Source organism: Streptomyces chiangmaiensis, from assembly GCF_036281785.1.
Taxonomy (GTDB): domain Bacteria; phylum Actinomycetota; class Actinomycetes; order Streptomycetales; family Streptomycetaceae; genus Streptomyces; species Streptomyces chiangmaiensis.
Genome location: NZ_JAYWVC010000020.1, coordinates 14,802 through 33,048, shown reverse-complemented (window position 1 = coordinate 33,048; position 18,247 = coordinate 14,802). Strand labels below are relative to the sequence as shown.

General features: G+C 71.6%; 15 protein-coding genes. 9 read left to right on the top strand and 6 right to left on the bottom strand.

The annotated features are described in order from the left end of the window. Positions 1–153 precede the first annotated feature (153 nt). Both VXC91_RS09395 and VXC91_RS09390 read left to right on the top strand, forming a co-directional pair. Positions 154–1,389 carry a cytochrome P450 gene (locus VXC91_RS09395; protein ID WP_329506607.1) on the top strand — a complete coding sequence of 412 codons (1,236 nt, stop codon included), beginning with the start codon at positions 154–156 and terminating at the stop codon, positions 1,387–1,389. 204 nt (positions 1,390–1,593) lie between these two features. After that, entirely contained in the window at positions 1,594–3,222 is a 1,629-nt protein-coding gene (locus tag VXC91_RS09390) for a hypothetical protein (RefSeq protein ID WP_329506544.1), read from the top strand. Here the strand turns inward: VXC91_RS09390 and VXC91_RS09385 are convergent. Together VXC91_RS09385 and VXC91_RS46955 are read right to left on the bottom strand one after the other, a co-directional pair. After that, positions 3,179–5,221, bottom strand: coding sequence for a bifunctional glycosyltransferase 87/phosphatase PAP2 family protein (locus tag VXC91_RS09385; RefSeq protein WP_329506542.1), 2,043 nt, complete (start codon positions 5,219–5,221; stop codon positions 3,179–3,181). The two genes, VXC91_RS09390 and VXC91_RS09385, sit on opposite strands and share 44 nt — an antisense overlap. 247 nt (positions 5,222–5,468) lie before the next feature. Beyond that, on the bottom strand, positions 5,469–5,651 hold the full coding sequence (locus tag VXC91_RS46955) for a hypothetical protein (protein WP_408057356.1): 183 nt from the start codon (positions 5,649–5,651) through the stop codon (positions 5,469–5,471). Between the two features lie 177 nt (positions 5,652–5,828). On the opposite strand from VXC91_RS46955, the gene VXC91_RS09375 reads away from it, so the two are divergent. After that, on the top strand, positions 5,829–6,503 hold the full coding sequence (locus VXC91_RS09375; RefSeq protein WP_329506541.1) for an O-methyltransferase: 675 nt from the start codon (positions 5,829–5,831) through the stop codon (positions 6,501–6,503). A 15-nt stretch (positions 6,504–6,518) separates the two neighbouring features. Here the strand turns inward: VXC91_RS09375 and VXC91_RS09370 are convergent, their stop codons facing one another. Next, positions 6,519–6,914 carry an FHA domain-containing protein gene (locus VXC91_RS09370; protein ID WP_329506540.1) on the bottom strand — a complete coding sequence of 132 codons (396 nt, stop codon included), beginning with the start codon at positions 6,912–6,914 and terminating at the stop codon, positions 6,519–6,521. A gap of 118 nt (positions 6,915–7,032) precedes the next feature. Between VXC91_RS09370 and VXC91_RS09365 the strand changes: the two genes are divergently transcribed. Together VXC91_RS09365 and VXC91_RS09360 are read left to right on the top strand one after the other, a co-directional pair. Next, positions 7,033–7,452 (top strand): DnaJ family domain-containing protein, encoded by a 420-nt coding sequence (locus VXC91_RS09365; RefSeq protein ID WP_329506539.1) that lies wholly within the window; start codon positions 7,033–7,035, stop codon positions 7,450–7,452. A 120-nt stretch (positions 7,453–7,572) separates the two neighbouring features. Then, on the top strand, positions 7,573–8,073 hold the full coding sequence (locus VXC91_RS09360; RefSeq protein ID WP_329506538.1) for a GNAT family N-acetyltransferase: 501 nt from the start codon (positions 7,573–7,575) through the stop codon (positions 8,071–8,073). Here VXC91_RS09360 and VXC91_RS09355 read toward each other — a convergent pair. Then, positions 8,070–10,067, bottom strand: a complete 1,998-nt coding sequence (locus tag VXC91_RS09355) for an MFS transporter (RefSeq protein ID WP_329506605.1) — start codon at positions 10,065–10,067, stop codon at positions 8,070–8,072. The genes VXC91_RS09360 and VXC91_RS09355 overlap by 4 nt on opposite strands. A gap of 331 nt (positions 10,068–10,398) precedes the next feature. Between VXC91_RS09355 and VXC91_RS09350 the strand changes: the two genes are divergently transcribed. Continuing rightward, on the top strand, positions 10,399–11,478 hold the full coding sequence (locus tag VXC91_RS09350; protein ID WP_329506537.1) for a peptidoglycan-binding domain-containing protein: 1,080 nt from the start codon (positions 10,399–10,401) through the stop codon (positions 11,476–11,478). Between the two features lie 24 nt (positions 11,479–11,502). On the opposite strand, the gene VXC91_RS09345 is transcribed toward VXC91_RS09350, so the two are convergent. Both VXC91_RS09345 and VXC91_RS09340 read right to left on the bottom strand, forming a co-directional pair. After that, positions 11,503–12,168 (bottom strand): HAD-IA family hydrolase, encoded by a 666-nt coding sequence (locus VXC91_RS09345; RefSeq protein ID WP_329506535.1) that lies wholly within the window; start codon positions 12,166–12,168, stop codon positions 11,503–11,505. Between the two features lie 332 nt (positions 12,169–12,500). Next, positions 12,501–13,082, bottom strand: coding sequence for a TMEM165/GDT1 family protein (locus VXC91_RS09340; RefSeq protein ID WP_329506533.1), 582 nt, complete (start codon positions 13,080–13,082; stop codon positions 12,501–12,503). A 398-nt stretch (positions 13,083–13,480) separates the two neighbouring features. Between VXC91_RS09340 and VXC91_RS09335 the strand changes: the two genes are divergently transcribed. From VXC91_RS09335 to VXC91_RS09325, 3 genes are all read left to right on the top strand, one after another. Continuing rightward, a complete protein-coding gene (locus VXC91_RS09335; RefSeq protein ID WP_329506532.1) occupies positions 13,481–14,125 on the top strand; it encodes an HNH endonuclease family protein in 645 nt (214 codons plus the stop codon). Between the two features lie 67 nt (positions 14,126–14,192). Then, complete coding sequence (locus VXC91_RS09330; RefSeq protein ID WP_329506530.1) at positions 14,193–15,830, top strand: DUF7800 domain-containing protein; 1,638 nt, start codon at positions 14,193–14,195, stop codon at positions 15,828–15,830. Positions 15,831–15,959: 129 nt separating this feature from the next. Beyond that, the gene (locus tag VXC91_RS09325; protein ID WP_408057355.1) at positions 15,960–17,930 is read left to right on the top strand and encodes an FAD/NAD(P)-binding protein; all 1,971 of its coding nucleotides are present in this window, start codon (positions 15,960–15,962) and stop codon (positions 17,928–17,930) included. The last annotated feature ends 317 nt before the right edge of the window (positions 17,931–18,247 follow it).

Genomic DNA, 18,247 nt, shown 5'->3' with positions numbered 1-18,247 from the left:
GGGGCCACAGTGGCAAGGGTCTTGCAGCCCCCGAAGTCGTGATCTGCACGAATCCCGCACGCAATTGTGCTTGCCACACCCCTTGCGACTTGTAGAACCCGTTACTACCTTCACGACAAATCCTGATGGACCGTCAGAATGCTGGGGGTCGCCATGCCCTGTCCCGCGCTGCCCGACGGGTTCGACTTCACCGACCCCGATGTGCTGCACCACCGCGTGCCTCTCCCGGAGTTCGCCGCACTGCGCCGGGCCGAGCCGGTGCGCTGGATACCCCAGCCGGGCAACGTGGCCGGCTTCCAGGACGAGGGCTACTGGGCCGTCACCCGGCACACGGACGTCAAGTACGTCTCCACACATCCGGAGATCTTCTCCTCGTTGCTCAACACCGCGATCATCCGATTCAACGAGCACATCGAGCGCGACGCGATCGACGCCCAGCGGCTCATCATGCTCAACATGGACCCGCCCGAGCACACCCGGGTCCGTCAGATCGTCCAGCGCGGGTTCACCCCGCGCGCCATCCGCGCGCTGGAGGACCGGCTGCGCGCCCGCGCGCACGCCATCGTCCACGGCGCCCTCGAACGGCGTGGCCCGTTCGACTTCGTCACCGAGATCGCCTGTGAACTGCCCCTCCAGGCCATCGCCGAGCTGATCGGTGTCCCGCAGGGCGACCGCGCCAAGATCTTCGACTGGTCCAACAAGATGATCGCGTACGACGACCCGGAGTACGCCATCACCGAGGAGGTCGGTGCCGAGGCCGCCACCGAGATCATCGCCTACGCCATGAACATGGCCGCCGACCGCAAGCAGTGCCCGGCCAAGGACATCGTCACCGCGCTGGTGGCCGCCGAGGACGAGGGTAACCTGTCCTACGACGAGTTCGGGTTCTTCGTGCTGATGCTGTCCGTCGCCGGCAACGAGACGACGCGCAACGCCATCACGCACGGCATGCACGCCTTCCTCACCCATCCCGGCCAGTGGGACCTCTACAAGCGACAGCGCCCTTCCACGGCCGCGGAGGAGATCGTCCGCTGGGCGACGCCGGTGGTCGCCTTCCAGCGCACGGCCACCCAGGACACCGAGCTCGGCGGCAAGCAGATCAGGAAGGGCGAGCGGGTGGGCCTGTTCTACTCGTCCGCGAACCACGACCCCGAGATCTTCGAGCACCCGGAGGTCTTCGACGTCACCCGCGACCCCAATCCGCACCTCGGCTTCGGCGGCGGGGGCCCGCACTACTGCCTCGGCAAGTCCCTGGCGGTGCTGGAGATCGACCTCATCTTCAACGCGATCGCCGACGCCATGCCGAACCTCCGGCTGGTCGACGAGCCGCGTCGGCTGCGCTCGGCCTGGATCAACGGCGTGAAGGAACTCCAGGTCAGCGCGGGATGACGAACGCGGGCCGTCGGCCTCCCGGCGCCGCCGGCCCGTCTCGAGGGAGGCAGGGGCATTCCCCCCACGCCCCGCCCCTGCCTCCCCCGCGACCCTCCGGGGCACACGTTCCGAAGTCAGGCGAACGTCCTTCTTCCGTTTCACGTCTACCAGGGGGCACAGTCGTCCCACACCGCCGCAGACATCGAACGGAAGCGCGCACCTGTGGTCCCTGCCGACCTCACCCTCGCCCGGCCGGAGGACCCGGCCGCTTCACGGAACCGTCCTCTCCAGGCGTTCCGGGACCGCCATCGCGTTCCGCTCCTCGCCACGCTCCCCACGCTGCCGCTGTACGCCGGGTGGTGGCTGTTCCTGGCCACCGGCGGCGGTGATCTCGCGGCCCAGGAGGCATGGGCCCGGTTCGCCGCCCGTGACGGCGGGTCGGCGTACAGCCTCTTCTGGTACGGCGGTATGCACACCGCCAACTACAGCCTGATCTCCCCGTATCTGATGGCCGTGCTCGGCGTGCGCACGGTCACGGTCGTCTCCGGTGTCGCCGCCGCCTGGCTGGCCGCCGTGCTGATCGTGCGCGCCGGGGTCACGCGGCCGCTCGGCCCCGCGCTGCTCGCGTCGCTGGCACTGTGGTGCAACGTGGCGTCGGGGCGCACGACCTTCGCGCTGGGCGTGGCGTTCGGTCTCGCGGGCTGTGTGCTGCTGGTGGGGAGGGAGCGGCGGCCGGTGCCGGCGGCGGCGTACACGACACTCGCGACCATGGCGAGCCCGGTCGCCGGGCTGTTCCTGGCCGTGGTGGGGGCCGGTTTCCTGTCCGTACGGGACTGGCGGAGGGCCTTCGTCCTGCTGGTGCCGCCGTTCGCGGTGGTCGCCGCCACCACTCTGCTGTTCCCTTTCACCGGCGAGCAGTTGATGTCGGCCGACCGCATCTGGCAACCCGTGGTGCTCGGACTGGCCGTCACCGTCCTGGCCCCGCGCGGCTGGCGGGTCGCGCGGTGGAGCGGGGTGGTGTACGCGGCCGGGACCGTCCTCGCGTATCTGATCCCCTCGCCCGTCGGCACGAACATCGAGCGTTTCGCGGAGCTGTTCGCGCCGGCGACGCTGCTCGCGGCGCTGCTCACCGAGCCCCGGATGCGCGTGCTGCGCCGCAACCTGCTGATCGTCGCACTCGTCTTCTGCGTCGTCTGGGTGGGCCGCAAGACCGTCGACGATCTTCGGGTCTCCACCACGGTGCCGGCCTGGGCCGCGGACACCGGGGGTGTGCTCCGTGCGTTACGGGGGCTCGGCGCCGACCGCACCCGCGTCGAGGTCGTCCCGGCACGCAACCACCGGGAGGCGACCGCGCTCGCCCCGCACATGAACCTGGCCCGCGGCTGGAACCGCCAGCTCGACATGGAGCGGGGCCGTCTCTTCTACGACGGCACTTTCTCGGCGGCGACCTACCGCCGCTGGCTGGACCACTGGGCGGTCGGCCTCGTCGTGCTGCCGCTGGGCAAGCCGGACGGATACGCCGAACAGGAGGCCCGATTGGTGCGCGCCCAGCGTCCGGACTGGCTCGAGCCGGTATGGCAGGACGCGCACTGGCGGGTGTACCGGGTGCGCAACGCGGTCCCGCTCGTCTCCGCGCCCGGCACCGTCGTGCGGACGACCAGCGCCGAAGTGGACATACGGATTCCGCGCCCCGGCTCGGTGACGGTGCGGGTCGCCCACTCGCCGTGGCTGCACGCCGACGCCGGCTGCCTCAGCCGGGAAGGTGAATTCACGCGGCTCACGGTCACCGCGCCGGGCACGTACCGGATCAGCTCGGAGTACGGACCGTCACCGGCGCCGGGGCACTGCTGACCTCGGCCACGGCCATCCGGGCCCGCGGCCCCTGGAGCAGATGGGCGAGCCCGAAGCCGACACCGACGACGGCGGCGCCGCCGACCGCGTCCAGCACCCAGTGGTTCCCGGTCGCCACGATCGCCGAGACCGTGAAAAGGGGGTGGAGCAGGCCGAGCACCTTCATCCACCACTTGGGCGCCAGGATCGCGATGGTGAGACCGCACCACAGGGACCAGCCGAAGTGCAGCGAGGGCATCGCCGCGTACTGGTTGGTCAGCGCGGTGAACGTGCCGTAGTCCGGTTTGGAGAAGTCCTGCACGCCGTGCACGGTGTCGATGATCCCGAGGTGCGGCATCAGGCGCGGTGGAGCCAGCGGGTAGAGCCAGAAGCCGATCAGCGCCACGAAGGTGGTGAAGCCGATCACCGAGCGCGCCCAGCGGTAGTCGACCGGGCTGCGCCAGTAGAGCACGCCCAGGACGGCCAGCGGGAACACGAAGTGGAAGGACTCGTAGTAGAAGTCGAAGAAGCCCCGCAGCCGGCCCACCCCGACGACGGCGTGGTTGGCCCAGCGCTCGATGTCGATGTGCAGAAAGCGTTCGACCGCGAGGATCTGGTCGCCGTGCCGCTCGGCGGTGACCCGGCCCGCCGTGCTGCTGTCGCCGGACGCCGCGAGCCTGACCCGGGCGTAGGCGGCATAGGTGACCCGGATCAGCAGCAGTTCGAGCAGCAGGTTCGGACGGGTGAGGACCCGACGCAGGAACGGCAGGAGCGGGACGCGCTTCCACCGGGTGGGCACGAGCCGCGCGTACTCGGTGGGAATCGGGGCCCGGTAGTAGGGGGAGGTGCGGGACAGGAAGGGCACACAGATGGCGGCGGCCAGGGCGGCCAGGAGCACCAGATTGTCGCGGAGCGGCTCGAGCGCCTCCACGTTCGGCAGCATCATCTTCGCGGGCAGCGTCATCAGCAGGACGACGGCGACCGGCCACACATACCGGTCCGAGGCCCTCCTGCCGACCCGGCCGACCACCGCGAGCAGCACCCACAGCAGCTGGTGCTGCCAGCTCGTCGGCGACACGGCGACGGCGACGCACCCGGTGACCGCTACGGCGAGCAGCAGTTGTCCGTCGTGCGCGTACCGGATCGCGCGGTGCAGCCCGAGGACCGCGACGGCGGCACCCAGCACGAACAACAGTCCGATCTCCAGCGGTCCGGACAGGCCCAGCCTGAGCAGGGCGCCGTGCAGGGACTGGTTGGCGTGGTCGTCGGCCTTGCCGCCGAGCCCGGTGCCGGCCAGGTGGTGCACCCAATAGGTGTACGAGTCGTGTGCCATCGCCGCCCAGGCGAGCGCCGTGCACACGGCGAACGTGCCGGCCGCGGAGGCCGCGGCACGGCGACGGCCGGTGAACCACAGCAGGGGCGCGAACAGCAGCACGGTCGGCTGAAGCGCGGCGCCCAGGCCGATCAGCAGTCCGCCGGTCCGCTCCCCGCGCACGGCGAAGCAGCCGAGCAGGACGAGCAGCACCGGGATGATGCTGGTCTGACCGAGGTAGAGGGTGTTGCGCACCGGCAGCGACAGCATCAGCAGACTGATCGCGACCGGCGCCGCCAGCAGCGCACTGCGCCGCGTCACCGGCTTGGGCAGGGCCCGGGCGGCGATCAGGCCGAGCGCGACGACGAGCAGCAGAGTGCCGAAGGTCCAGCCCCAGCCGAGGGCCTGTTGGGCCGCCCTGGTAAGCGGCTTGAGGACGAGTCCCGCGAACGGTGTGCCGGTGAACCGCGTCGAGTCGTACAGCGACCCGTTCACATGCAGGACCCCGGCGGGACCGACCCAGGTCTCGAGGTCCGTCAGCCGCTCGCCCCGGGGCGTGCTGAGGACGACGGCGACCTGGCGCGCCGCCAGGACGGCGACGACCATCCAGAGCCCGACGCGGGCCGCCCTCAACCGTGCCTTCGCCTGCTGTGGGCCCCCCGCCCCGAAGGCACCGCTCATCTGCCCGCCGTGCTCCACGTTCGCCACGCCCCGTCGGCCCTCCCGCCCCGTTCGTCCCGTGCGTCCCGTGTGTTGACCCCTGTCCGACCCTATGAGGTTCGCAGCCCCCCCACGGTGAGACGCAGGCAACCCCCTCTTCACCTGAGGTCCGCCCGCCCTTTGTCCGGACGACGATAGTGCTGGGTCGACCCGGTTCCACCCCCGCTGCGCGAGAAGGATCACAATCAGGACGGCGCGGAGCGGGAGCCACCCGCGGCCCGTCGGTCGTACCTGCTTACGCCCGCCTGATCCCGTCGCACACGGCGATCGGCGTCGACGCGCCGGTCCTGCTGCTCGCCACCCGCCCGGTGCGGGGCTTCTCGACCGGCGGCGAGTACGCGAGCGCATCCCCGTTCATCGCCGAGGACGCGCCGGCCAAGAGGCGCGCCTGCTTCGGCAGCCGGCTGGAGTTCGACACGCCCGCCGGCTATACGGCACGACGGAGGCGGCACGGGGCCCGCCGGCGCACACCTCTCCTCCGATCGGCTGACATCCTGCCCCATTGGCTGATATCCAGTGACATGACCCCCCACCCCGTTATATTCATCAGGGAGACTAGTTAGGACACCTAACTAGATACGGGAAAGGCATGCACATGACCACAGACAAACAGCTCTGGGACGACTTCGACGCGTATTTCACCGCCCTTCTCTCCTCCCCCGACGAGGTGCTCACCGCGGCGCTGCGGGACAGCAAGGCGGCCGGACTGCCGCCCTTCCACGTCGCGCCCAACCTGGGCAAGCTGCTCCAGCTCCTCGCCCAGATCCAGGGCGCGCGCCGCATCCTGGAGATCGGCACGCTCGGCGGCTACAGCACGATCTGGCTGGCCCGCGCGCTACCCGGGGACGGCCGGCTGATCACCCTGGAGTACGAGGCCAAGCACGCGGAGGTCGCCCGCCGCAACCTCGCCCGGGCGGGCCTGGACGGGATCACCGAGGTGCGCGTCGGCCCCGCGCTGGAGTCGCTGCCGAAGCTGGCCGAGGAGCGCACCGAGCCGTTCGACCTGGTCTTCATCGACGCGGACAAGGTCGACAATCTGCACTACGTCGAGTGGGCCCTCAAACTCACGCGTCCCGGCAGCCTGATCGTCCTCGACAACGTGGTGCGGGTCGGCCGGGTCACCGACGCGGGCAGCGACGACCCGGGCGTACGCGGCACCCGGGCCGCCCTGGAACTGATCGCCTCGCACCCGAAGTTGAGCGGGACGGCGGTGCAGACGGTGTGCAGCAAGGGGCACGACGGGTTCGCGCTGGCACGGGTGGCGGGCTGACGCCGCGGGCGCCTCTCAGACCTCGTGGTAGAAGCCCACGTTGACGCTGCGGGGAGCCGTGCGGTCCTGAATGACCAGTTCCCCGGAGCCGCCGTGCGGGAGCCTGGCGGTGCCGCCGTAGGGCAGGGCCTGGGCCGGGAGACCGGGCAGGGTCAGCAGCACCTCGGAGGAGGGCTCGGTGTGCGAGCCGCGCAGCCAGGTGACCTGCCAGACGCCGTCCGGTCCGCACAGGAACTCCAGGTGCACCCGCGAGATGAACAGCCAGTCGTCGGGGGTCGCCAGCCGGCACACGGACTTGTCCCGGCCCACCCGCAGCACGGCGCCCGGGTCGCTGGGCGCGTCGGCCATCAGCATGCCGGCAGTCGCCCCGGCGTCCTCCCTGGAGACCGAGGCCATGGTGAGTTCGAGCACGTGCGCTCCTCCTGAGTGCGGCGGTCAGGTGTTCCGTGGGCGAGCCCGGTTGGCCTACCGCTGCGGAATGATAATTCGCCCGATCGCCCCGCAGGGTGACGTCCGGCACAATGAACCCATGACCGAGCGCAAGCCCCCCGGCGTCAGCTTCGAGTCCTTTGTCGACAAACAGATTCGCGACGCCCAGGCACGCGGGGAGTTCGCGGACCTTCCCGGCGCGGGTGAACCGGCGCCCGCCGTCACCGAGACGGTCTACGACGAACTGTGGTGGATCAAGCGGAAGATGGCCCGTGAGGGACTCGCGGTCCTGCCGCCGACGCTGGCCCTGCGCAAGGAGGCGGAGGACACACTGGCCGCGGCCGCGGTGGCGCCGTCCGAGCGAGTGGTGCGCCGGATGGTCGAGGAGCTGAACGTGAAGATCCGCGACATGATGTTCAAGCCTCCGCCGGGACCGCCGCTGGGCCTCAAGCCGTACGACATCGAGGAGATCGTCCGGCAGTGGCGCGAGCGCCGGGCCGGATCCCCGAAGGCGGACTGAGCGCCGCACCTGGCGGGGCCCTTCCGGTCCCGGGCCGAGCCGCGATCCGTCCCTGCCCGGTCACCGACCGGACCGCGGAGCGCATATTCGGTTGCGGCCCCTGCCCGGCCGCTCCCCACAATGGCCGGCATGACCTGGACCATCGCCCCCGAACGCCATGACTCGCCCGTGGCCGCCGCATTGTGGCGCGCGTACTACACCGAAGTCAGCGATCGCTGGTACCAGCTGTACGAGGGGCGCGCGACGGACCCGGACGAGCTGGAGCGCGAGATCGCCGCCGACACCGGCGGACATCTGGCTCCGCCGGGCGGGACGCTCCTGGTGGCCAGGTACGAGGGCGAACCGGTGGGGACCGCGGGCGTACGGCTGCTGAACGCCGGCACCGCCGAGCTCAAGCGGGTCTTCGTCCACAAGGAGATGCGCGGCCGGGGCGGCGCCCCGCGCCTCGTGGCCGCCGCCGAAGACGCGGCCCGCACGCTCGGCGCGCGGCGGATCGTCCTCGACACCCGCCACGACCTGGTGGAGGCCCGCGCCCTGTACGCCCGGCTCGGGTACACCGAGACCCCACCGCACAACGACCAGGCCTACGCGGAGCACTGGTTCGCGAAAGTGCTGTCCTAGAAGGGCCGGGCCAGCCGCGTCGGCGACCGTTCGTCCGGGCGTTCCGCGTCCGAGCCGCACAGCTCCGCGTTCAGTTCCCGCACCAGCCTGACCAGGTCGGTCGGGCGGTCCGGGCCCCACCAGTCGCCGAGCAGTTCGGCCAGCGACTCCTCGCGGGCCAAGGCCAGACGCTCGGCGACCTCACGGCCCCCCTCGGTGAGCATGAGGTCCAACCCCTCGCGCCGGGCCAGGCGCCGCTCCTCCAGCTGCCGCGCGGAGGCGAGGATGACGTTCAGCGGGACAGTGCTGCGTTCGGCGAGCACCCCCGGCTCGGCCCAGCCGTATTTCTTGATCCGCAGCAGCAGCCAGCTCGCCCCGGGCAGCAGGTCGTACCCGGCCCGCCTGGTGATCTTGTCGTAGACACTCCGCCGCCCCTCGCGGGAGCCGAGCAGGGACAGCGCGCGGCACACCTCGTCGTACGAGGAGCGCTCGACCGGGTTGCTCGCCAGCGTCTCCGTCCCGTCCGGCGCCGTCACCGAGCCGCGCAGCTTGTCCTCGCGCAGGAACCACGCGAGGACGAAGCCGAGGAGGGCGACCGGTGCGGCGTACACGAAGACGTCGGTGATCGAGACGGCGAAGGCGTGCAGGACGGGGGGCCGTACGGCGGCCGGGAGGGTCGCGATGCCACGCGGATCGGCCATGAGTCCGTCCGGGGTGACACCGGCCGGGAGCGGCCGCCCGGCGAGCGCCTCGCCGAGACCGCTGCCGAGCCGGCTCGCGAAGATCGTGCCGAAGATGGCCACACCGAACGAGGCGCCGATGGAGCGGAAGAAGGTGGCGCCCGAGGTGGCGACGCCGAGGTCCCGGTAGGGGACGGCGTTCTGCACGATCAGCACCAGAACCTGCATGACCAGGCCGAGGCCCAGACCGAAGACGAAGAAGTAGCCGCTCATCTCGGCGATGCTGCTGCGCTCGTCGAGCTGGTGCAGCAGGAGCAGGCCGATCGTGGTGACGCCGGTGCCCGCGAGCGGGAACACCTTCCAGCGGCCGGTCCGGCTGACGATCTGGCCGGAGCCGGTGGACGACAGCAGCATGCCGGCCACCATCGGCAGCATGTGCACACCGGACAGGGTCGGTGTGATGCCGTGGACGATCTGCAGGAACGTCGGCAGGTACGTCATCGCGCCGAACATCGCGAAGCCGATGATGAAGCTGATGACCGCCGAGAGCGTGAAGGTGCGGACGCGAAAGAGCTTGAGCGGCAGGACGGGTTCGGCCGCCCGGCGTTCGACGAGGACGAAGGCCACGAGCAGGACGAAGCCGAGGACCGCCAGGCCGACGGTCTGCGCCGAGCCCCAGCCCCAGGTGGTACCGCCCAGGGAGGCGACCAGGACCAGGCAGGTGGCGACGGAGGCGACGAGGAAGGTGCCGAGGTAGTCGATGACGTGCCGTTCGGCCTTCCTCGGGATACGCAGGACGGTGGCGATGACGACGAGGGCGACGATGCCCACGGGCAGGTTGACGTAGAAGACCCAGCGCCAGCTCAGATGCTGGGTGAACAGGCCGCCGAGAAGCGGCCCGAGCACGCTGGTGGTGCCGAAGACGGCACCGAAGAGTCCCTGGTAACGGCCCCGCTCGCGGGGTGGGACTATGTCGCCGACGATCGCCATCGACAGCACGATGAGCCCGCCGCCGCCGAGCCCCTGGACCGCACGGAAGGCGATGAGCTCGAGCATGTTCTGGGCCATCCCGCACAGCGCCGACCCGATGAGGAAGATCACGATCGCGGCCTGGAACAGCTTCTTGCGCCCGTACTGGTCGCCGAGCTTGCCCCACAGGGGCGTCGCCGCGGTCGAGGCGAGCAGATAGGCCGTGACCACCCAGGACAGGTGCTCCAGACCGCCGAGGTCGCTGACGATGGTGGGCAGCGCGGTCGACACGATCGTCTGGTCGAGCGCCGCAAGCAGCATGCCCAGCAGCAGCGCTCCGATGGAGACGAGGACGCTCCCGCCCATGCTCTCGTCGACGGCCGTGCGCCGTCCGGAGAGCGGACCGCCGTCGATGGTGAGGTCCGTCTCGGCCTCTGCTGCCTCTCCCGCCCGGCCCTGAGTGTCGTCGGTCATGAAGGTCTCCCGGGGACGGTCGTACGACCTCGGTGGACCCTGGGCCCTGGGGCGTGGTCCGCGCGGGCCCGGGTTCCCGTCCATCGTGCACTCTCATCCTGGTTGGTGTGACCCGTTATGGCCTGCTGAGTCCCCATGGGATGCGGGGATTCCGGGGGCTCCCGGGAGATTGCGTGAGGGAGATCTGCATAATTTCTGGAATTCGTCGGGAGGGGACTCACGCGTGAACGGAACGAACGGACAAGCCTGCCCGGAGTGCGGGGCACCGAGGCGGCCGGACGGCACGCCGTCGTGCGCGTGCACCCGACGGGCGTCCGATGCGCTCCGGGACGTCCGTACAGCGGAGGCGGCAGCGGCGGAGGACTTCGATCCGCTGCGGATCCGGCCGTATGTGGACCTGGGGGTCACCACGACCGAGGCTCAGGCGGCCCCGGACGAGACCGTGCGGCTCGCGGCCGTATCGGAGGGGACTGAGCGGCCCACCGCGGGACCGGAGGGCGCCGATGGGCCGGACGCCGTCGTTCCGGACGCCGCCGGGGTGCCTGTGGCGTCCGCGGCCCCGGACGAGACCGCGCGGCTCGCGGCCGCGACGCACGACGATTCCGGATCCGACGGGACCCGTCCGCCGGACGAGACCATGCAGCTCGGCGCCGTGCCCGACGGCGCCGAGGGGCCCCTCGCCCCCCTGCCGGGCGCCGAACCGTCCCGGCGCCGGCGGCGCACCGTGGTACTGGCGGCCGCCGTTGCCGTCGCAACGGTCGTGGCGACCGCCGGGCTGGCCAGCGGGCTCTTCTCCTACGACTCGCCGGAACGGGACGGTGCGCTGCCCGAGGACATACGGGCGAGCGTGCCGAAGGAGCTGTCGCCGGACGCCGCGTCCGCATCGGCGTCCACGCTGTCCGTGCCGGCGCCCTCGGCGAGCGCGACCCCGTCGCCGACCGCCAGCGCGTGGCCCTCGGCCACGCCGAGCACCTCGCCGAGCCCCACCGCCTCGGCCACACCGAGTCGGCCGGCGACGACCGCACTGCCCGCCGGCTCTCCGTCCCCGAGCTCCGGGGGCGACTGGGACCAGGACCGCTCCCAGGTCCTGCGGCACGGCGACAGGGGCCCGGAGGTCACCGAGCTGCAGCTCCGGCTGCACCAGCTCCATCTGTACTTCGGCCCGGCGAGCGGCAGGTACGGCAACCAGGTGGAGAACGCCGTGCGCACCTATCAGGTCACGCGCGACATCACCCAGGACGAGCACGGGGAGTACGGGCCGGCCAGCAGGGCGAAGCTGGAGTCGGAGACGATCGAGCCCTGACGCATCCGGCGGGGAACCGCCCGGTCAGCCGAGGTGCAGCCGGATCCGGCCGTCCGCCGTCGCCGCCACACGCACTCGTGTGAGGTCCGGGACCAGCACGTCGGGACGGTGCACACCGGCCCGGGAGCCGACTCCGACCACCCGCATCCCGGCGGCGCGCCCCGCGGCGATGCCCGCACCGGAGTCCTCGAAGACGAGGCAGTCCTCGGGGGCGACACCCAGTTCGGCCGCGCCCTTCAGGAAGCCCTCGGGGTCCGGCTTGCTCGCACCCACGCACTCGGCGGTGATCCGCACGTCGGGCAGCTTCAGGCCCGCTGCGCCCATGCGCGCGGTGGACAGCGCCACGTCCGCCGAGGTCACCAGGGCGTGCGGGAGCCCCTGGAGGGAGGCGAGGAACGCGGCAGCGCCGGGAACCTCGACCACGCCATCCATGTCGGCGGTCTCCTCGGCGAGCATACGGGCGTTGTCGGCGAGGTTCTGCTCCATGGGACGGTCCGGCAGCAGAACGGCCATCGAGGCGTGGCCCTGGCGGCCGTGCACGACCTTCAGCACCTCGTCGGCGTCCAGCCCGTGCCGTTCGGACCAGCGCCGCCAGCAGCGCTCCACGACGGCATCCGAGTTGACGAGGGTGCCGTCCATGTCGAGCAGAAAGGCACGGGCGGTGAGAACGGTCGTGGCCGTCATCGGCATGACTCCAGTGCGCGGGGGAAGGGGCCGGCAGGCGACCTCCAGGGCCAAGGCGGCCCCGCCCGCCGGTCAGGGGGAGCGGACGGAGCCACTTTGTTCCTTCACGATACAAAACGGCTCCCGGTCCTGCCACCGCGCCCGACCTGCACCGAAGACGCCATGTCCGGGACGGACACCGGGAGGACATCTGCCGGACATCGGGACGTCACCGGACGGCCGGTACATGGACGGCCGGGCCCCACGGCAGCCCGCCGCCCCCGTCGGCGGCCCTCATGGCCGCCGCTCGGACAGGTATCCCGCCCCCGCCGCGCTGCCGCACGGCGCGTCGCGGCCCATCAGGCCGCCACGACCTCGTACAGGCTCCACGCCCCGAGGACCAGCATCAGCAGCGCCGCGATCTTCGTGATCAGCTTCAGCGGCACCTTCTTCATGAGCGCCTTGCCGCCCACGATGCCGAGACCCGCCACCGCCCACAGGGCGAGGACCGCACCCAGGCCCACCGACAGCGGGTCGTCGTAACGGGCCGCGAGGTTCGCCGTCATGATCTGGGTGAGATCGCCGAACTCGGCGATCAGGATGAGCATGAAGCCCGCCGTCGACACCTTCCAGAAGCTCTGGTTCTCGGGCCGGCGGATCTCCTCGTCGTCGTCGCCCTTCTTCAGCAGCAGCACGGCAGCGCCGCCGAGGAAGAGCACACCGGTGATCCCGTGCACGATCTGCGGGGGCAGCAGGGTCAGCAGGCTGCCTGCCGCCACCGCCAGCACAACATGCAGCAAGAAGGCGGCGGCGACACCGGTGAACACGTACGAGGCGCGGTAGCGGGTGCCGAGGACGAGCCCGGCGAGGGCCGTCTTGTCCGGCAGTTCGGCCAGGAAGACGACACCGAAGACGAGCGCCAGGACGGTGATGCTGATCAAGATTCCTCAATCGGTCGGGGCTGCCCCACCGAGAGTGCTGTGGCTGCTGCAACACCTCGGCACGGCAGCACACGGATCACCCATGCCGTAGGGCACGGACGTGCACTGCATGCCGAAGGTCTCGCCGGCCGATCCCGAAATCAGGATCCGCCTCCGGGCGCCGGCTCAGGCGGGCTGAGCAGTATGTCGACGGTCCGGCGAAGAGCTACTCCCCTTCTGCGCCTTCCATCGTACGCGACGGCCTGAGGCCCTCTCCCGGGGCGTAAGTCATGTCACACGGCTTGTTATGTCATGTGCGCGTCATTAACTTCTCACCGAACGCACACCCTCCGGCAACAACCCCCCACGAGCATTCCCTCGCCTGCACCTCAACGCTCCTACCCCACAAGGGAGTTCGCATGCTCAAGATCTACGCGCGTCGACACCTCGGCATAGTCGCGGCTCTTACCGGACTCATAGCCTCCGTCGGACTCTTCAACGGTCCGACCGCCTCCGCCGCACTCCCCACACCCGTCAGCGGCGCCACCGCCCGCAGCTACCTCGCCTCGCTCACCGTGGCGACCGAGAACCGCACCGGGTACAACCGCGACCTGTTCCCGACGTGGATCACCATCAGCGGCGCCTGCAACACCCGCGAGTACATCCTCAAGCGCGACGGCTCGAACGTCGTCACCGACTCCTCCTGCGCCGCCACCAGCGGCAGCTGGTACTCCCCGTACGACGGCGCGACCTGGCACGCCGCCTCCGACGTCGACATCGACCACCTGGTCCCGCTCGCCGAGGCCTGGGACTCCGGCGCGAGCAAGTGGACGACGTCCCGGCGCCAGGCCTTCGCCAACGACATCACCCGTCCGCAGCTGCTCGCCGTGACCGACAACGTCAACCAGGCCAAGGGCGACCAGGACCCGGCCACGTGGATGCCGTCCCGTACGGCCTACCGCTGCACCTACGTCCGCGCCTGGGTGCAGGTGAAGTACTACTACAACCTCTCCGTCGACTCCGCCGAGAAGAGCGCGCTCCAGAGCTACCTCTCGGGCTGCTGACGCCAGGCCCCTCCCCGCTCGCCTCCGTCGTTCCGTACCGTACGGGGCGACGGAGGAGAGGATCATCGTGGTGAAACTGTGTCTGGGACCGCTGCTGCGGTACGTGGACGGCTCGTCGGCGACCGTCTGGGTCGAGGCGAGCCGTCCGTGCACCGCGGAGGTGCGCTGCCCGTCGGGGGCCCACGGCAGGGCCCGTACCTTCCAGATCGCCGGGCACCACTACGCGATCGTGCCGGTCACCGGACTGGTGCCGGGCACGACGGAGACGTACGAGGTGCTGCTGGACGGCACGCCCGTATGGCCGCAGCCCGAGTCGCCCTACCCGCCCTCCGTCATCCGCACGTCCGACCCCGCGGTGGTCCGCGTCACGTTCGGCTCCTGTCGTCTGGCAGCACCGCCCCAGGGGCGTCGGGACCCGGTGGGTCCCGACGCGCTCGACACGCTGGCGGCACGGCTCGCCGCCGATCCGGGCGCCGAACGGCCCGACGTCCTGCTGCTGTTGGGCGACCAGGTGTACGCGGACGAGACGTCCATTGCGGTGCGCGACCGGATAGCCGCGCGTCGCGGCCTCACCGACCCCCCGGGCGGCCAGGTGGCGGACTACGAGGAGTACACCTGGCTCTACCACGAGTCCTGGCTGGACCCGGAGATCCGCTGGCTGCTCTCGACCGTGCCCAGCTGCATGATCTTCGACGACCACGACATCATCGACGACTGGAACACGAGTGCGTCCTGGGTGGCCGACATGCGCGCGACCGCGTGGTGGCGCGAACGGCTGCTGAGCGGGCTGATGGCGTACTGGGTCCACCAGCACCTGGGCAATCTGTCCCCCGCGGAACTGGCCGCCGACCCGCTCTACGCGGCCGTCCGCGAGACGCCCGACGGCACGGACGTCCTGCACGCCTACGCCGCCCAGGCCGACGCCCACCCCGACACGGTCCGCTGGAGCTACCACCGTGACTTCGGCCGGACACGGGTGGTGATGGTGGACACCCGGGCGGCCCGGGTCCTCGACGAGAGCGGCCGGGCGATGCTGGACCCCGCGGAGGCGCGCTGGCTGCGCGAGCGGGTGCTCGGCGCCCGGGACACCTACGACCACCTCCTGATCGGTACCTCATTGCCCTGGTTGCTCCCCCACCTCGTGCACGACGCCGAGGCGTGGAGCGCCGCCCTGTGCCGAGGCGAGCGCGGTGCCCGCTGGGCCCGCTTCGGCGAACGCCTGCGCCGGACCGCCGACCTGGAGCACTGGGCGGCGTTCCCGGAGTCGTTCGAGTCGCTGGCCGCCCTCGTCGCCGAGGCGGGCACGGGGCCGGGCGCACCGGCGAGCGTGTACGTGCTGTCGGGCGATGTGCATCACGCGTACATCGCGGAGCCCGAGTGGCCGGGTGCGGGGCCCGACGCCCGGGTCCTCCAGCTGACCTGCTCCCCCGTCCACAACTCCGTGCCGCTGTCCATGAAGCTCGGCTTCCGCTTCGGCTGGAGCGGCCTCGGGCGCGCCTTGGGCCGCAGTGTCGCCCGGCACGGCCGGGGGGCGCGCCCCTCGCTCGACTGGCGCCGCGCGGGCGGCCCGTGGTTCGGCAACCAGCTCATGACGCTGACGCTGCACGGCCGTTCGGCGTCGCTGCGACTCGAGCGGGCGCGCCCGGACGGGACCGGAAAGGCACAGCTCGCGACCGTGGAGGAGTCGCCCTTGACCGCCTCATGAGGGACATCCGGGGCGTGTGGGACGCGCGTTGGCTTCCGCGGCCCACAAAGGCATGATGAGGCGGACCCTCCGCCTGCCACGGGCGGATCGGTCGCCCTGCGCCCCCCACACGCCCGGGAGTCACCCGTTTTGTCCACCGTGACCGTGGAATCCGTACCCCTCTCCGTAGCCGTCGTCGGCGCGGGGCCGCGGGGCACGAGCGTTCTGGAGCGCCTGTGCGCCTCCGCCGTGGAACTCCTTCCGCCCGGTACGCGGTTGACCGTGCACGTCGTGGACCCGGCACCGCCGGGGCCGGGCCGGGTCTGGCGCACCGCGCAGTCCCCGGAGCTGCTGATGAACACGGTGGCCTGCCAGGTGACGCTGTTCACCGACGAGAGCGTGGAGTGCGCGGGGCCCATCCGGCCGGGGCCGAGCCTGTACGAGTGGGCGCGCGACGGCGCAGCGGCCACGGATGGACGGGGCCGCCCGGGCAGCCATGAAGCGGGGCCCGCGCAGGGCGGGTTGGGGCCGGACGACTACCCCACCCGCGCCCAGTACGGCCGTTACCTGGAGTGGGTGTTCGCCCATGTGGTGGACGGCGCTCCGGACGCGCTCCGGATCGAGGTGCACACCGCCCGCGCGATACGCCTCGCCGAGGCGCCGGACGGCCGCCAGATCCTCACCCTGTCCACCGGCCGCACCCTCGCCGGTCTGTCCGCCGTTGTCCTCGCCCAGGGCCACCTGCCCTCGGTCGCCGTTCCCGGCCGGCGCCGGCTCACCGCGCACGCGGCCCGGTACGGCCTGCGCCACATCCCTCCCGCCAACCCGGCGGACGTCGACCTCTCCCCGCTCACGCCCGGCGAACCGGTTCTGCTGCGTGGCCTGGGCCTCAACTTCTTCGACCACACGGCCCTGCTGACGACGGGTCGCGGCGGCCGTTTCGTCCGCACCCCCGACGGGCTGCGCTACCGGCCCTCGGGCCACGAGCCGCGCCTGTACGCCGGTTCCCGCCGAGGTGTCCCGTACCAGGCGCGCGGCGACAACGCGAAGGGGCCGCACGGCCGCCATACGCCGCTGCTGCTGACCGACGAGGTGATAGCCCGGTTCCGCAAGCGCGCGGACTCCGGGGAGGCGCCGGAGTTCAAGGCCGAGATATGGCCGTTGGTGGCGAAGGAGGTGGAGACGGTCTACTACGAGGCGCTGTTGGCCCGCGGGCCGGCCCGACGCGCCGGTTTCCGGGACCGGTTTCTCGCCACCGGCCCGGACGGCGCCGAGGAGAGCGCCGTCCTCGACGAGTTCGGCATACCGCGCGACGACCGCTGGTGCTGGGACCGCGTCGCCCGCCCGTACACAGGGCGGACCTTCGGCTCTCCCGCCGCATGGCGCAGCTGGCTGCTCGGCCACCTCCGCGAGGACGCCGCCCAGGCCGCGCTCGGCAATGTCGAGGGCCCGCTCAAGGCCGCCCTGGACGTGCTGCGCGACCTGCGCAACGAACTGCGGCTGATCGTCGACCACGGCGGTCTGTCCGGCGACTCCCGCCGCGACGACCTGGACCGCTGGTACACCCCGCTCAACGCCTTCTTGTCCATCGGTCCGCCCAGGCGGCGGATCGAGGAGATGACGGCGCTGATCGAAGCGGGCGTACTGGAGGTGGTGGGCCCGGGCCTGGAGGTGCGGGCCGAGCCCGGCACATGGGTTGCCCGCTCCGCCGCGGTCCCCGGCTCGGCCGTCCGCGTCCGCACGCTCGTCGAGGCGCGGCTGCCCGAGCCCGATCTGCGGCGCACGGCGGACGAACTCCTCGGTGGTCTGTTTCGCGCGGGCGGATGCCGTCCGCACACCGTGGGCGGCTACGAGACCGGAGGTGTGGACGTGACATCGCGTCCCTACCGTTTGATCGACCGTCGGGGCATCGCCCATCCACGCCGGTTCGCCTTCGGCGTGCCCACCGAGGGCGTGCACTGGGTGACCGCGGCGGGCGCCCGGCCCGGGGTGGATTCGGTCACTTTGTCCGACGCCGACGCGGTGGCACGCGCGCTCCTGCGCGCGGCGGCGCCGGAGTCGGATCCGCGAGCGCGGCCGGCCGCCCGGCCACAGGGCGAACTCGCACACATCGATCAGTAGCCGGCCCGCATCGCGCCCACCGCGGCACGGCCTCGGCACCCGTGGTGCCGAGGCCACTGCGTCGGCGGGACGAGGTACGCGCACTTCCGCAGGCCGGCCCGCTCTGCCCGGACCGCCGCGGCCCCCTTCCCGGCCGTCACGGAGCGTGACTCCGCCGTGGCCCCGGCGGCCGGACCGTCCGAGCCGGCCTCACCGGCCCCTGGTGCATCTGCCGTCACAGCCAGGCGTACGCTGTACGGCTGTCGAAAGGCCTCTTCCTGCCGCTCCCCCGCGAGATCGCGGCACGCAGTTGCCTCTGGGGAGTCGTACGGGGAGTT